11 protein-coding genes are annotated in these 13,270 nt (G+C 66.0%); 5 read left to right on the forward strand and 6 right to left on the reverse strand.

Going from position 1 to position 13,270, the window contains the following annotated elements; translation table 11 throughout:
* The first annotated feature begins 19 nt into the window (after positions 1 to 19).
* On the forward strand, positions 20 to 394 hold the full coding sequence (trxA, locus tag D6C00_RS12680; protein WP_125182038.1) for a thioredoxin: 375 nt from the start codon (positions 20 to 22) through the stop codon (positions 392 to 394).
* 349 nt (positions 395 to 743) lie between these two features.
* On the opposite strand, the gene lon is transcribed toward trxA (D6C00_RS12680), so the two are convergent.
* The 4 genes from lon to mobA all read right to left on the reverse strand — a co-directional run bounded on the left by lon (position 744) and on the right by mobA (position 5,976).
* Positions 744 to 3,149 carry an endopeptidase La gene (gene lon, locus D6C00_RS12685; RefSeq protein WP_125182039.1) on the reverse strand — a complete coding sequence of 802 codons (2,406 nt, stop codon included), beginning with the start codon at positions 3,147 to 3,149 and terminating at the stop codon, positions 744 to 746.
* A gap of 271 nt (positions 3,150 to 3,420) precedes the next feature.
* Positions 3,421 to 4,683, reverse strand: a complete 1,263-nt coding sequence (gene moeA, locus D6C00_RS12690) for a molybdopterin molybdotransferase MoeA (RefSeq protein WP_125182040.1) — start codon at positions 4,681 to 4,683, stop codon at positions 3,421 to 3,423.
* Positions 4,684 to 4,693: 10 nt separating this feature from the next.
* A complete protein-coding gene (gene mobB / locus D6C00_RS12695) occupies positions 4,694 to 5,218 on the reverse strand; it encodes a molybdopterin-guanine dinucleotide biosynthesis protein MobB (protein WP_125182041.1) in 525 nt (174 codons plus the stop codon).
* 155 nt (positions 5,219 to 5,373) lie between these two features.
* Positions 5,374 to 5,976: a molybdenum cofactor guanylyltransferase MobA gene (gene mobA, locus D6C00_RS12700; RefSeq protein ID WP_125182042.1), complete on the reverse strand. Its 603-nt coding sequence runs from the start codon at positions 5,974 to 5,976 to the stop codon at positions 5,374 to 5,376.
* Between the two features lie 127 nt (positions 5,977 to 6,103).
* On the opposite strand from mobA, the gene D6C00_RS12705 reads away from it, so the two are divergent.
* Together D6C00_RS12705 and D6C00_RS12710 are read left to right on the forward strand one after the other, a co-directional pair.
* Positions 6,104 to 6,784, forward strand: coding sequence for an SIMPL domain-containing protein (locus tag D6C00_RS12705; RefSeq protein WP_158675414.1), 681 nt, complete (start codon positions 6,104 to 6,106; stop codon positions 6,782 to 6,784).
* Positions 6,785 to 6,899: 115 nt separating this feature from the next.
* A complete protein-coding gene (locus D6C00_RS12710; protein WP_125182044.1) occupies positions 6,900 to 7,460 on the forward strand; it encodes an HPF/RaiA family ribosome-associated protein in 561 nt (186 codons plus the stop codon).
* Between the two features lie 112 nt (positions 7,461 to 7,572).
* Here D6C00_RS12710 and D6C00_RS12715 read toward each other — a convergent pair whose 3' ends face one another.
* Positions 7,573 to 10,368 carry an AMP-binding protein gene (locus D6C00_RS12715; RefSeq protein WP_125182045.1) on the reverse strand — a complete coding sequence of 932 codons (2,796 nt, stop codon included), beginning with the start codon at positions 10,366 to 10,368 and terminating at the stop codon, positions 7,573 to 7,575.
* 75 nt (positions 10,369 to 10,443) lie between these two features.
* Between D6C00_RS12715 and xerD the strand changes: the two genes are divergently transcribed.
* Together xerD and D6C00_RS12725 are read left to right on the forward strand one after the other, a co-directional pair.
* Positions 10,444 to 11,334 (forward strand): site-specific tyrosine recombinase XerD, encoded by an 891-nt coding sequence (xerD, locus tag D6C00_RS12720; RefSeq protein WP_305000425.1) that lies wholly within the window; start codon positions 10,444 to 10,446, stop codon positions 11,332 to 11,334.
* Between the two features lie 108 nt (positions 11,335 to 11,442).
* The gene (locus tag D6C00_RS12725; protein ID WP_125182046.1) at positions 11,443 to 12,177 is read left to right on the forward strand and encodes a DsbC family protein; all 735 of its coding nucleotides are present in this window, start codon (positions 11,443 to 11,445) and stop codon (positions 12,175 to 12,177) included.
* 112 nt (positions 12,178 to 12,289) lie between these two features.
* Here the strand turns inward: D6C00_RS12725 and trxA (D6C00_RS12730) are convergent, their stop codons facing one another.
* Positions 12,290 to 13,153 (reverse strand): thioredoxin, encoded by an 864-nt coding sequence (trxA, locus tag D6C00_RS12730; protein WP_125182047.1) that lies wholly within the window; start codon positions 13,151 to 13,153, stop codon positions 12,290 to 12,292.
* Between the last annotated feature and the right edge of the window lie 117 nt (positions 13,154 to 13,270).

Genomic DNA, 13,270 nt, shown 5'->3' on the forward strand with positions numbered 1-13,270 from the left:
GCCGACTGGAGATCTTGTTTTGGCTACCGTCGAACTGACCAAAGAGAATTTCGAGCAGACCATCACCGACAATGACTTCGTGCTCATCGACTTCTGGGCCGAATGGTGTGGTCCATGCAAGAACTTCGCCCCCATCTACGAAGAGGCCTCTGAAAAGTACCCGGATATCGTCTTCGCCAAGGTGAACACCGAGGAGCAGCAGGAACTGGCGGCCTATTTCCAGATCCGCTCCATTCCCACCCTGATGATCTTCCGCGAGCGCGTCATCATCTTCTCCCAGCCCGGCATGCTGCCCGGCAGCGCCCTGGACGAGCTGATCGGCAAGGCGAAGGAGCTGGATATGGACCAGGTGCGCAAGGAGATCGAGGAGCAGCAGAACCAGCAGCAGGGCTGATGATCCTTTCAGGCTTCTGCGGCACCATCGCAAAGGGTGCAGAGGCGCTGAGGCGCAAAGAAAGAATGATTGCCATACAATGAACGGCATTTACTTCAGCCGTCATTCCCGCGAAGGCGGGAATCCATTGACCACAGTGGCTCCTGGATTACTCGCTTCGCTCGCCCTTCTACCCTGAAGGGCATAAAGGGCCGCCCTTGCGGGCGTTCAACGCGCAAGCGCTTTTGTCCGGCATTCGCCGGGATGACGGAATATTTATCAGGTATTCATCAGGCTTGAATTATTTTCAATGCCTCTCCGCGCCTCTGCGTATCCGCGTCCTCCGCATTCCCGCCACCTGCAGTAATCTTCACTCTGGAAACACCAGACTCGCCACATCCTGATAGCGCCCGGCGAAGTGCGCGCTCATCTTCTCGGTGATGTGCTCGGGCAACTCCTCGTAGTCGCGCCGGTTGGCCTCGGGCAGGATCAGTTCGAAGATGCGGTTGCGCCGTGCGGCGATCACCTTCTCGCGTATTCCCCCCACCGGCAACACCCGCCCGGTCAGGGTCAGTTCGCCGGTCATGGCGACCGGCCGCCTGATACGCTGGCCGCGGGCGAGCGAGAGCAGGGCGGTGGCTATGGTGATACCGGCCGAGGGGCCGTCCTTGGGGGTGGCGCCCTCGGGCACGTGCAGGTGCACGAAGGCCTCGTCGAAGAAGTCCAGCCGGGCGCCGAATTCCTTCAGGTGACTGGCTACATAGCTGTAGGCGATGTCGGCGGATTCGCGCATCACCTCCCCGAGCTGGCCGGTCAGCTTGAAGCCCCGGTTCTTGCTGTGCACCAGGGTGGCCTCGATGTTGAGCGTGGCTCCGCCCAGGGGGGTCCAGGCCAGGCCGGTCACGATGCCCACGCCGGCGAAGGGCCGCTCGCGGGTGAACACCGGCTTGCCCAGCATTTCCTCCACCTGGCTGACACCGATGCGTACCTTCCCGGTTTTTGATCTTTTGCTGACGAACTGCACCGCTGTCTTGCGAATCAGCTTGCGCAGCTGTTTCTCCAGGCCGCGCACACCGGCTTCGCGCGCATAACCTTCGATTACGCGGCGAATGGCGGCGTCCGTGATCTGCAGCCGGGTGCGGGGGATGCCGGCCTTGTCCAGCTGGCGCGGCCACAGATGGTGTCTGGCGATCAGCGCCTTCTCCTCGGTGATGTAGCCCGACAGGCGGATGATTTCCATACGGTCGAGCAGGGGCGAGGGGATGGTGTCGAGCTGGTTGGCGGTGCACATGAACAGGGTGCGCGACAGGTCCAGCCGCACATCGAGATAATGATCCAGGAACTCGCTGTTCTGCTCGGGATCGAGTACCTCCAGCAGGGCCGAGGCCGGATCGCCCTGGAAGGAGGCGCCGATCTTGTCGATCTCGTCCAGCATGATGACGGGGTTGGCCACACCGGCCTCCTTGAGTGCCTGGGCGAACTTGCCCGGCATGGCGCCGATGTAGGTACGCCGGTGGCCCTTGATCTCCGCCTCGTCGCGCATGCCGCCGAGGCTGAAGCGGTAGAAGCGCCGGCCCAGGGCGTCGGCCACCGAGCGGCCGATGGAGGTCTTGCCCACGCCCGGCGGCCCGACCAGCAGCAGGATGGAGCCGGCCACCTCGCCCTTGAGGCTGCCGATGGCCAGGAATTCGATGATGCGGTCCTTGACGTCCTCCAGGCCGTCGTGGTCGCGCGCCAGGATCTGGCGGGCATGGTCCAGGTCGAAGTTGTCCTCCGAATACTTCCCCCACGGCATGCTGGTCATCCAGTCCAGGTAGTTGCGGGTGACGGCGTATTCGGGGGAGCCGGATTCCAGCACCGAGAACTTCTGCAGCTCGTCGTCGATGCGGCCCTGTACCGCCTCCGGCACGTCCAGACTCTCCAGTCGCTGTTTGAAGCGGTCGATGTCGGCGGTTTTGTCGTCCTTGGAGATGCCCAGTTCCTTCTGGATGGCCTTGAGCTGTTCGCGCAGGAAGAACTTGCGCTGCTGCTCGGTCATCTTCTCTTCGACCTGCTCGCGGATCTCGACCTGCAGCCTGGCGACCTCCAGCTCCTTCTTGATCAGCACCAGCACCTTCTTCATCCGCTCCAGCACATGGGTGGTCTCCAGCACCTCCTGCAGTTCCTCACGCGAGGCGGTGGTCAGGCTGGCGGCGAAATCGGTCAGTGCCGAAGGCTCGTTGGGGTTGAAACGGTTGAGAAAGAACTTCAGCTCCTCGCTGTAGAGCGGATTGAGCGGCACCAGATCCTTGAGGGTGTTGATGATGGCGATGGCGTAGGCCTTGAGCTGGTCCTCCTCCTCCAGTACATCATCGGGAAAGCTTACACGCACCAGATAGGGTGGTTCCCGGGAGATCCATTCCTGGATCCGGAAGCGCTGCAGACCCTCGGCGATGAACTGGATCTTGCCCGAGCTGCGCATGGGATGGTGCATGCGCACGGCAGTGCCGATGAGGCGGAAATCCCCCGGCTCGGCCCGGTCGGCGTCCCCGGTGTCGACCAGGACCAGCCCGGCCAGGTGGTGGGCGGTGTCGCCGATGGCCTTGACCGAGTCCATCCAGGGTGTGTCGTTCATCAGCACCGGCACGCTCTGGGCCGGGAAGAAGGGCCGTTCGGTCAGAGGCAGCAGGTGCAGGGTGTTGGGCATGACCTCGCCCGGCAGTGCCAGTTCCGAGCCCGGTTCCGGGGGCGGCTGTGAGGTGATGATGCGTTCGGCGTCGTCGGAGGGGCTTGTCATTCGAATGTTCCCGTCGTCAATGGCAGACCGCAAACATGGCGCGGAATGCGGCCTGTTTCAACCCGATTATTGTGGTTGCTCTATCCGTTATCGTCATCCCGGCGAAGGCCGGGATCCAGTGACCGCAGCGGTATCTGGATTCCGGCCTTCGCCGGAATGACGGGAAAACATAGTAAGTAGACCGGGATAAGGCAGTCGCCGGCAACGGGCCTTGCGGCCCTTATGCCGGCTTACTACTCATTTCCGTGTGTTTCCGTGGTCGTTAAAAGCATCAGACCAGTCCCGCGAAGGGCTGCACCTGTACCGTTTCACCGGCCTCGACGCCGTTCGATTCGGCCGGCAGGATGATGAAGCAGTTGGCGCGGCTCATGGACGTCATCAGGTGCGAGCCCTGGCCGCCGGTGGGACGGACCTGCAGCCCGCCGTCTTCCGCGGACTCCATCCAGCCGCGCTGGAATTCCAGCCGGCCCGGGCTCTTCTTCAGCGGCGCGGCGGTCCGCGCCTGCAGCAGCGGCGGCGGAGATGGCGTGGTCCCCATCATCTTCTCCAGCGCCGGCTGGGTGAACTGATAGAAGGTGGCCATGACCGAGACCGGGTTGCCGGGCAGGCCGAAGAAACGCGCCCCGCCCAGGCGACCGATGGCCAGCGGCTTGCCCGGCTTCATGGCGATGCGCCAGAAGTCGACCTCGCCCATGGCCTCCAGGGTCTCCTTGACGTAGTCGGCCTCGCCCACCGAGACGCCGCCGGAGGTGATGACCGCATCGGCCTGGGCGGCAGCGTCCGTGAAGGCCGCGCGCACCGCTTCGCGGGTGTCCGGGATCACGCCCAGGTCGATCACCTCCACGCCGAGCCGGGTCAGCATGGCGTGCAGGCTGTAGCGGTTGCTGTCATAGATCTGGCCCGGGCCCAGCGGCCGGCCCAGGCCCACCAGTTCATCACCGGTGGAGAAGAAGGCCACCCGCAGCCGGCGGCGGACCCGCGCCTCGGCCTGGCCCAATGAGGCAATCACGCCCAGCTGCGGCGGCAGCAGCCGGGTGCCGGCCTCCAGTACCCGCTCCCCGGCGCGGATGTCCTCGCCGGGATGTCGCACATTGGCACCGGCCTTCTGCCCGGCACCGATCCGTACACGGTCTCCGTCGACCTCGACCCGTTCCTGCATGACCACGGTGTCGGCACCCTCGGGCAGCACCGCGCCGGTCATGATGCGTACCGCCTGGCCGGCTTCCACCTGGCCTGCGAAGGGCGCGCCGGCCATCGCCTGGCCGGTGAGTTGCAACTCGGTGGTGCCGTCGGGGGCCAGGTCGGCGCCGCGCACGGCATAGCCGTCCATGGCCGAGTTGGCGAAGCCCGGCACGTCGATGCCGGCGTGCAGCGGTTCGGCCAGCACCCGGCCGAGGGCGCTGCGCAGGGGCAGGACCTCATCTCCCGTGACGGGCGCGACGGCATCGAGGATGCGCTGTCGGGCTTCCTCGACCGACAGCAGCTTCTGTTCGGGGGTGGCACAGGGGTCGGGGTCCTGGTTACTGGCTGTCATGGTAAATCCATCAGGTTGAACGGACATGATTCAGGATGAAGGCGGCAATGGCCGGGACGTCGTTGATGTCCAGCTGCGGCAACGGCGTATCCAGCGCGACGTCACTGAGCACGGCCATGATCGAGTCGTCCCCGGGATAAAGCAAGGGTTTCCCGGTGGCCGCGCGGTGCAGCTCCAGCTTGGGGAAGCGTTCGTGGCGAAAGCCCTCGACCAGAATCAGGTCCAGGGCCTCCCGGTCCAGCCGCGTGATGAGCTGTGCCAGCTCGGCCTCGTCCGGGTCGGGCGTTTCCGTCATCAGCGCCCAGCGCCTGCCCGAGGCGATCAGTACCTGACCGGCGCCGGCGTGGCGCAGCCGATAGCTGTCCTTGCCCGGGCGGTCGATGTCGAAGTCGTGATGGGCGTGCTTGATCAGGCCGATGCGCAGGCCCTGCCCGCGCAGCAGGGGCAGCAGCTGCTCCAGCAGGGTGGTCTTGCCGGTGCCGCTCCAGGCGGCGAAGCCCAGCACCGGCGGCCGGGTGAACAGCTCATTCAACATTGAAACCCCTTGATGGCCACAAGATCCACGAAACCCACAAAAATGTCTTGTGTATGCATTGCCAGGCGCATAGCGCCATGGCAATGCAGGCAATATCCCCCTTTAGTGGGTTTCGTGGATTTCGTGGCTGATGCGCTCCTGGTTTCCGCGGCCATTCAGATCATCGCCTCGATGCGCTGCAGATCCTCCGGCGTGTTGACGTTGGCGAACCACTCCGGGTGATCGCTGCAGTCGACGATCACCGGGTCCAGCGACTGCAGCCACAGCTGCGTCTTGCGCTCGCCGGCGGCTAGGAACCGTCGTAGTGACGGGGCCGTCTCGCGTGCCAGCAGGCAGAAGGTGGGCTGCAGCCGTTCGCCGTCCCGGGCCAGACAGGCGCTGCCGCCCTGTGCATCCTGTGCCGCCACCAGGCGCTGCAGCAGCGCCGGCGTGGCCAGCGGGGCGTCGCAGGGCATGACCAGCAGGTGTGCGTTTTCGATTCGTTCCAGTGCCGTCAGGATCCCCGCCAGTGGACCGGGGTGATCCGTCAGGTCGTCTTTCAGCACCGGATAACCGCGGCTGGCATAGTCGGCCGGGTGACGGTTGGCGCTGATCAGAATGTGCGGTGTCACCCGCCGCAGACTGGCAATGGCATGGTCGATCAGCGCCCGGCCGCCCACCTCGATCAGACCCTTGTCCCGGCCGCCCATGCGCCTGGCCCGGCCGCCGGCCAGGATCAGGCCGGTGAGATCGTTGCGGGCAGTATCGGTGTCGGACATGACTGCTGGGCGTGGCGGACCGGATATGGTTCAGAAAGGGCGATTCTACCATTGCGCGGGGTTTCATTTCCCCGGCCGGCCGGGGGTAGAATCGGCCGGGTTACCACCAGGCCTACGGAGATTTCTCATGGCACCCTGTTACCGCTGGTTCGCGCTCCTGCTCCTTGCCTTTGCCCTGCCGCTTCAGGCCGACGAAGACAGTCATTACAACCGCATCCGCTTCCAGGTGGAGGTGACGGAGACGGTGGCCAACGACCGCATGCAGGCGGTGCTCGCCGCCGAGACCGAGGCCGCCTCGGCCGATGAGGTGGCCGACAGCATCAACCGCACCATGCAATGGGCGCTGGAGCAGAGCCGGGACCGGGAAGGGATCAGGGTCAGCACCGGCAATTACCGCGTCACCCCGGTCTATCGCCAGGATCGGCCGGAACGCTGGCGGGGACTGCAGGAGCTGCGTCTGGAGAGCGGCGACTTCGCCGCCCTGGGGCAGCTGATTGGTACGCTGCAGCAGCGGCTGCAGATCAAACACACCGGCTTTTTCATCGCCGATGCCACCCGCGAGGCGGTCGAGGCCCGACTGATCGACCGTGCCATCGAGCGTTTCCAGGCCCGGGCCGAGCAGATCCGCAAGCGCTTCTCCGCCCAGGCTTTCCACCTGGTCGAGGCCAGTGTCGACACCGCCGGCGGCGGCCAGCCGCTGCCGGTGATGCGGATGCAGGCCATGGCTGAATCGGCCGCCCCGCCGGCTCTGGAGGCGGGGGAGGGCGAGGTCAGGGTTGCCGTCAGCGGGGTGATTGAGTTGGAGTGAGGAGTGATGCGTGAGGAGTAAGGAGTGACCGGGCTTGATCCCGGTCAGTGTCCAGGCGGGTGGATCTGTACTAGATTCAGGGTGAAGGACATTCATCAATGCAGGGGAGGCGCCCATGCAGATTCCGCTGGAACTCAGTTTTCGCAATATGGACCATTCGGACGCCGTGGAAACGGCGGTTCGGGAAAAGGCCGACAAGCTGGAGCAGTTTCATTCCAATATCACCAGTTGCCGGGTGATCGTCGAGGCGCTGCACCGCCACCACCACAAGGGTAACACCTATCATGTACGGGTCGATCTGACCCTGCCCGGCCACGAACTGGTGGCCAGCCGCGATCCCGGTCAGAATCATGCCCACGAGGATGTCTATGCCGCCATCCGCGACGCCTTCAACGCCGCCCGACGTCAGCTCGAGGCGCTGAACCACAAGCAGCAGCGCCAGGTCAAACATCACGAGGCGCCGCCGCATGGTCGCGTCCATATCCTGGACCGGGATCATGGACGCATCCAGACCAGTGACGGGCGGGACATCTACTTTCACCGCAACAGTCTGGTCAATGGTGAGTTCGACCGCCTGCAGCCCGGCGACGAGGTGCGCTTCGACGAGGAGATGGGCGACGAGGGGCCGCAGGCGAGCAGTGTGCGCACCATCGGCAAGCATCATATTGTTGAGTGAGGAGTGAGTAGGTCGGGTTAGCGCAGCGTAACCCGACAGCCCACGTATGTTGGGTTACGCTACTACGTACCTGACCCAACCTGCGGCACTGCCCGGATCACGCTCCCGGGCGTCATTCAACCAGGTCCGGCTCCCCACATTCCGCCAGGATCACCGCCCGGGCCCGGTCGCGCAGCGCGATCACCGCGCCCCAGCCCTCGCCCTCGGGGTTGAGCGCCGCGCCGGTGCGGACCTCGACCCGGCCGCGGTGCGGGAACCAGCGGTCACCGCGCAGGATCCGGCGGGTGCCGCGGATCGCCACCGGGAGCACCGGACTGGCGGTATCCACCGCGATCCGGAAGGCCCCCGGTTTGAAAGCCAGCAGTCCGGGCGCGGCGGTGAAGGTCCCTTCGGGAAAGAAGACGATACCGTCGCCCTGCTGCACCCGTTGCACCAGCCGCTCGCTGGTGGCAATGCCCTCCCTCACATCCTCCCGCCGGACGAACTCGTTGCCCAGTTTGCGCAGTACCCGCCGCAGCAGGAAGAAGCGGCCCAGTTCCTGTTTGGCGACGAAATGCAGCGGGTGATCAAAGGCCGCGGCCAGGACGATGGCATCCAGGTAGCTGGCGTGGTTGGCGGCCACCACCAGGGTTCGGTCGTGAACAAAGCGTTCGGGATGGCTCACCGTCAGCTCGATGCCCGCCAGCCACAGGCCGACGCGGGCACCCCGATGGGCGATGCGCTGGACCGCGCGCCGGCCGGGGATGAGCAGCACCAGCAGTCCGACGGTGAGTGCGCACAGCCCGAACACCGCCCAGGCCCAGCCGGCATAGAGGTATTCGCCGCCGCGGTGCAGCGCACGCCGCAGTGCGGTGAGGCCGGCCTGGCCGTATAACCTGAATTTCAACTGCCGTTCGACCTGGCCCGTCTCGCCGCCTTCGCCCAGTTTGCCCTGTTCATACAGGCGCCGGCAGTCGCGGCGGCGGATCTTGCCGCTGGAGGTCTTGAGCACGCTGCGCGGCGGGGCCAACACCACAGCATCCACCGGGGTCTCCAGCAGGTCGATGCCGAGCTGGCGGATCTGCTCGCGCATCTCCTCGCGCGCGGTCGGGTCACGCTCCCGGGTCTCGGCCAGCACCACCAGGCGTTCGGTGTCCTGGTCCGGGCCGCGGGCCCCGAACACCGCGACCGAGCCCTTGCGGACGCCCTCCAGGTCGCCCACGGCCTGTTCCAGCTCATAGGGGTAGAGGTTGCGCCCGGCGCGGATGATCAGGTCCTTGGCGCGGCCGGTGATGAAGATCTCGGCATCGGCGAGATAGCCGTAGTCGCCGGTGTCGCGCCAGTCGCCGTGACACAGTCCGGCCGTGGCCTCGGGGTTGCGGTAGTAGCCGGCGCTGGCCGAGGGACCCTGGAACTGGATCCGGCCCTGGATGCGTTCGGCCACCGGTGCGTCCTGTTCGTCCACTACCCGGATGGCATGATCGGGCAGGGCGCGCCCGCCGCTGACCACGGGCAGGGCCTGCGGATGGTCGGTCGCGACCGGTTCGGCACGGTTGTCTACTGCCAGGCGCTCGCGGTCGATGTGATCGATGCGCGGGCCCCGCTCCAGCGGCGGGAAGGCAAGTCCCACGGCATTCTCGGCCAGGCCATAGACCGGGGTCATGGCGGTGCGGCGGAGTCCCAGCGGTTCAAATCGTGTTATAAAGGCTTCCAGCGTGCCGGCGTGCACCGGCTCGGCGCCGTTGAAGGCCAGCCGCCAGCTGGACAGATCCAGCCCCTGCAGGTCGGCATCCTGCAGCCGCGAGGCGCACAGCTGATAGGCGAAGTTGGGCGCCGCCGAGAGTGTCCCCCGGTAATGGTGGATGAGCTGCAGCCAGCGGATGGGTCTGGCGATGAAGGACAGGGGCGACATCAACACCAGCGGGATGCCGTGATACAGCGAGCCCAGGCAGGCACCGATCAGGCCCATGTCGTGATACAGCGGCAGCCAGCTGACGAAGACGTCGTCGGCCGTGGCCGCGCTGGCCTCGCCCATGGCGCGTATATTGGCCAGCAGGTTGGCGTGGCTCAGCATCACCCCCTTGGGGGTGCCGGTGCTGCCGGAGGTGTATTGCAGCAGGGCCAGATCCGCGCCGCCGCCGGGCAGGAAGTGCTCCGGCGCGGCCGCGCGGTAGTGCCCGGGCGTGTGCACGGCATGCAGGCTTTCCACCTGCTGCTGCAGCCGCTCGGCGAAGGGTGCGACCTGGTCATCGGTGATCAGCAGCCGGGCCCCGGCGTTGCCCAGGATGCTGACCTGGCGCTGCATGAATTCCAGGATGCGGGCGCGGCTGGCCGGCGGATACAGGGGCACGGGCACGGCCCCGGCCAGCAGAATGCCGTAGAAGCATTCGAAGAAATCGATGCCTGAAGGCAGCATCAGGGCGACCCGGTCGCCCGGCTCGACCGGGATACGGCGCAGATGGCCGGCGACCTGGCGGGCACGGCTGAACAATTCGGCATAGCTCAGATGCGTGATCTGGTCCTCGCCGGCGTGGAAGCTCAGATGGGTGCGCTCGCCGTGGCGCTCGGCATGAAAGGCCAGCACCGCGCCCAGGCTGTCGGCAGCGACTGGCAGCGATTCGATACGCACCCCGCGGTTGGCCTCGGCCGCGGGCACGGCTGCCGGCGTCGGCGGCGGGGACCTGCCCAGCAGTTCCAGCCACTCGCGGGGTGTTTCCCGGGCCAGCGCCCGGTCCTGGTCGATGGGCTGGCCCAGCTCGCGCTCGATGCGCAGCAGCAGTTCCAGCCGGCCCAGGCTGTCCAGCCCCAGGTTGTCCAGCGAACTGTCCCAGTCGACCCGCGGCGGCCGGCGGCCGGGCTGGGTCTCCTCGACCAGCTGCCGGAGCAGGGCCAGGAAGCGGTCGGCGATGTCGGTCTCGGGTTCGCTCATGGCTTTGGACAATGGACAGGCTTACGGCCACGATGCCATAGTAACCGGGTGATTTCACCGGATACCTTCCCGCCGCTGCCGGAAGCCGACCGCCAGGAGATCGAGGGCTTTCTCGACCGCCTGTGGATGGAGGCCGGCCTGAGCGAGCATACCCTTTCCGCCTATCGCAGTGACCTGAACCGGTTCGGCCGCTGGCTGGCCGGGCGTGGCAGTGATCTGCTGCAGGCCGGACGCGCGGATCTGATGGAATATCTGGCCTACCGCAGTAGCGGCAAGGCCAGCAGTGCCGCGCGCGGCCTGTCCAGCCTGCGCCGTTTTTACCGCTTCCAGGTGCGCGAGGGCCGGCGCCAGGATGATCCCACCGCCCGTATCGATTCGCCCCGGCTGGGCCGGCCCCTGCCGAAGGCGCTCAGCGAGGATGAGGTCGAGGCCCTGCTGGCCGCCCCCGACACCGGGACCGCCCTGGGTCTGCGCGACCGCACCCTGCTGGAACTGGTGTACGCCTGCGGCCTGCGGGTGAGCGAGCTGGTCGCCCTTGAGCTGCCGCGGCTCAACCTGCGTCAGGGCGTGGTGCGGGTGACGGGCAAGGGTGGCAAGGAGCGACTGGTGCCGCTGGGCGAGGAGGCCGCGGCCTGGGTCGAACGCTACCTGGACGAGGCCCGGCCGGCGCTGCTGCGCGGCCGGGTCAGCGATCACCTGTTTCCCGGCCGCGGCGGTGCGCCCCTGACCCGTCAGGCCTGCTGGTACCGGATCAAGCGTTACGCCCTCGCGGCAGGGATTCGCAGTCCCATCTCGCCTCACACCCTGCGTCACGCCTTCGCCACCCACCTGCTCAATCACGGCGCCGACCTGCGCGTGGTGCAGCTGCTGCTGGGTCACAGCGACCTGTCCACCACCCAGATCTATACCCACGTGGCCCGCGCCCGGCTGCAGGAACTGCATGGCCGGCATCATCCGCGCGGCTGATCGCGGCGCCGGGCCGAAGCGTGTAAACTTTCTGACTTGTCCGGCGTCTATATTGCCATGTCACGCCTCAAGGCGGTTTCCCACTAATTTTGCAGAGATTCTGAATTTATGTCTGATTTGAAGCGCATTCTGGCCGGATTTGCGGCCCTGCTGGCGAGCCTCATCACCGTTCCCGCACTGGCGGTGGAACTGCCGGAGAAGGCCGGCCAGGCGCTGGAGCGTTTCCTGCCCGAGCGCAGCCCGGGCGCGGTCAGAAAGGGACCGGTCGCGGGTCTGTACGAGGTTGCCTACGGCGCCCAGATCTTCTATGTCAGTGCCGATGGCCGCTTTCTGCTCCAGGGCGCCTTTCTCGATACCGAGACCGGCGAGAACGTCACCGAGCAGCGCCGAGGTGAGCTGATCAAGGCCGAGCTGGAGCGCATCGGCGAGGACCGGATGGTGATCTTCGCCGCCGACGAGCCGAAGCACACCGTCACCGTGTTCACCGACATCGACTGCGGCTACTGCCGCAAGCTGCACCAGGAGATCGATGAACTCAACCAGCGCGGTATCAGCGTGCGCTACCTGTTCTTTCCCCGCAGTGGCCCTGATACTCCGTCCTATTACAAGGCCGTTTCGGTCTGGTGCGCCGAGGATCAACAGCAGGCACTGACCGACGCCAAGAACGACAAGCCGGTGCCGACCCAGCGTTGTGACAACCCGATCGACGAGCACATGCAGCTGGTGCGCGAGTTCGGCCTGCGCGGTACCCCCGCCATCGTCATGGAGGACGGCAATATCATTCCCGGGTATGTGCCGGCCGAAAAGCTTGCCGCCAGGCTGGACGGCAAGCCGTTGCGATAAATTCAGGGACGAGGTGCCAGGTGCCAGGGCCGAGGAAAATCAAGTAGTGTAGGTCGGGTTACGCTGCGCTAACCCGACCTACGTCATTACGAGTCGTCCCTGGCACCTTTATTTATAACAAATAATTCGACATCTGCCGCCGGTAGCGGCTCACCAGCTCGCCCTGGTTGCCGAGGATTTCGAAAATGGCGATCAGGCTGCGGCGGCCGGCGCCCTCGTTGTAGTTCTTGTCCCGCTTGAGGATTTCCAGGTACTGATCCATGGCGGCCTCATAGTCGCCGGCCACGGCGTGACGGGCGGCCAGCCGCTCGCGCGCCTGCAGATCGGTGCCGTCGGCGGCCACCTGCTGCTCCAGCACAGACGTGTCGGGAGCGCCTTCGGCGGCGCTCGACAGTTCCAGCAGGGCGAACAGCTGCTTGGTTTCCTCTTCTTCCTGGATCGCCAGCGGCAGGCTGCCCAGGGCCTTGCGGGCGTCTTCCAGGCGGCCGATGCGCATGGCGATACGGGCAATATCGAGCTGGATGCGGGTGTTGTCCGGGTCGTCCGCGGCGGCGATCTGCAGCATGCCCAATGCTTCTTCCCCCTGACCGGCCTCGGCCCTGGCGAGCGCCTCCTCGCGCACGCCGTCGGAGGGACGCGGCAGATAGCGATCCAGCAGTGCGCGCAGCGCGGATTCGGGCTGGGCGCCGAGGATCTCCTCGACCACTTCGCCGTTGCGGATCAACTTCATGGTGGGGATGCTGCGGATCTGGAACCGCTCGGCCAGCTCGCGCTCGGCATCGGTGTCGACCTTGGCCAGCAGGAAGCGGCCGGCGTATTCCTCGGCCAGTTGCAGCAGTACCGGCAGCTGCATCTGGCAGGGGCCGCACCATTCGGCCCAGAAATCGACCAGGACCGGGATCCGGTGGGAGTTCTCGATGACGACCTGTTCGAAATTGTCGTAACTGACATCCACTACATTCGGATGGTCGCTCATGGGGTCTCCTTCACTACGTTCAGACAGCGGTCAGAAATATCGCCTACAGCGCCGCAGACGCCGTCATCCCCGCGCAGGCGGGGATCCAGCAGCCATGGATTCCCGCCTGCGCGGGAA

The organism is Thiohalobacter thiocyanaticus (assembly GCF_003932505.1).
Lineage (GTDB): Bacteria > Pseudomonadota > Gammaproteobacteria > Thiohalobacterales > Thiohalobacteraceae > Thiohalobacter > Thiohalobacter thiocyanaticus.

Excerpts from the sequence above, each read along its gene's own strand:
- lon (WP_125182039.1), bottom strand. The coding sequence starts at position 3,149 with ATGACAAGCCCCTCCGACGACGCCGAACGCATCATCACCTCACAGCCG.
- moeA (WP_125182040.1), bottom strand. The coding sequence starts at position 4,683 with ATGACAGCCAGTAACCAGGACCCCGACCCCTGTGCCACCCCCGAACAG.
- mobB (WP_125182041.1), bottom strand. The coding sequence starts at position 5,218 with ATGTTGAATGAGCTGTTCACCCGGCCGCCGGTGCTGGGCTTCGCCGCC.
- mobA (WP_125182042.1), bottom strand. The coding sequence starts at position 5,976 with ATGTCCGACACCGATACTGCCCGCAACGATCTCACCGGCCTGATCCTG.
- D6C00_RS12705 (WP_158675414.1), top strand. The coding sequence starts at position 6,104 with ATGGCACCCTGTTACCGCTGGTTCGCGCTCCTGCTCCTTGCCTTTGCC.
- D6C00_RS12710 (WP_125182044.1), top strand. The coding sequence starts at position 6,900 with ATGCAGATTCCGCTGGAACTCAGTTTTCGCAATATGGACCATTCGGAC.
- D6C00_RS12715 (WP_125182045.1), bottom strand. The coding sequence starts at position 10,368 with ATGAGCGAACCCGAGACCGACATCGCCGACCGCTTCCTGGCCCTGCTC.
- D6C00_RS12725 (WP_125182046.1), top strand. The coding sequence starts at position 11,443 with ATGTCTGATTTGAAGCGCATTCTGGCCGGATTTGCGGCCCTGCTGGCG.
- trxA (WP_125182047.1), bottom strand. The coding sequence starts at position 13,153 with ATGAGCGACCATCCGAATGTAGTGGATGTCAGTTACGACAATTTCGAA.